The organism is Vibrio sp. 10N.261.52.A1, assembly GCF_002876325.1.
In the GTDB taxonomy this organism is placed as follows: Bacteria; Pseudomonadota; Gammaproteobacteria; order Enterobacterales; family Vibrionaceae; genus Vibrio; species Vibrio chagasii.
The window spans coordinates 1-998 of sequence record NZ_MCYD01000029.1; the positions used below are offsets into that span (position 1 = coordinate 1).

At 49.0% G+C, this 998-nt stretch carries 2 protein-coding genes; both read left to right on the forward strand.

The genetic code is table 11. The annotated features are described in order from the left end of the window. Positions 1–602, forward strand: a 602-nt coding sequence (locus BCT81_RS00395; protein ID WP_133152459.1) for an ABC transporter permease subunit, incomplete at its 5' end; no start/stop codon positions are given. Between the two features lie 9 nt (positions 603–611). Then, on the forward strand, positions 612–998 hold a 387-nt coding region (locus BCT81_RS00400), incomplete at its 3' end, for an ATP-binding cassette domain-containing protein (protein ID WP_133152460.1).

Genomic DNA, 998 nt, shown 5'->3' on the forward strand with positions numbered 1-998 from the left:
TCTCGGTACTCTTTGGTTTTGTTCTGACGATTGTTTCAAGTGTCATTGGTGTGGTCGTTGGGGCGACACAAGGTTATTACGGCGGTTGGGTTGACCTGTTTGGGCAACGTTTCATCGAGGTGTGGTCCGGAATGCCGACCTTGTTCTTGCTGATTATTTTGTCGAGTTTTATCGAGCCGAATTTCTGGTGGTTGCTTGGGATTATGGTGCTGTTCAGCTGGATGAGTTTGGTGGGCATTGTTCGTGCTGAGTTCTTACGTTGTCGTAACTTTGACTATGTACGCGCGGCACAAGCGATGGGCGTCGATGACAAACGCATTATGCTTCGTCACATGTTGCCGAACGCTATGGTTGCGTCGCTAACCATGATGCCGTTCATCTTGTCCGGCTCGGTGACCACGCTGACGTCATTAGATTTCTTAGGCTTTGGTCTTCCGGCGGGTTCGCCCTCGTTAGGTGAGCTTCTGGCGCAAGGTAAAGCTAACTTACAAGCGCCATGGCTTGGCATTTCCGCATTCGTTGTACTTTCTTTGATGCTTACGTTACTCGTCTTCGTCGGTGAAGCGGTACGTGATGCCTTCGACCCACACCAACAGAAGTAAGGATAGGTTATGACTTTAAATACAGCTCCTGCTTATCCAGTGCTAACCATAGACAAACTGTCCGTCGGTTTTGGAAGAAAGAAGGCGATAGAGCAGGTTACACACGATGTTTCGCTCGAAATATACAAAGGTGAGACACTGGCGCTGGTGGGAGAGAGTGGCTCGGGTAAATCGGTGACGGCGAACTCCATCTTAAAGTTACTGCCTAAAGGCTCGTCACATTACTTGAACGGGACGATTAACTTTTCTGGTAGTGATATCTTGAGTTGTTCTGAGAGGCAACTGCGCGGTATTCGTGGTGGTCGTATTGGGATGATCTTCCAAGAACCTATGGTGTCATTGAATCCGCTTCATCGAATCGGCAAGCAGTTGGTTGAAACCCTCGCGATACATCGC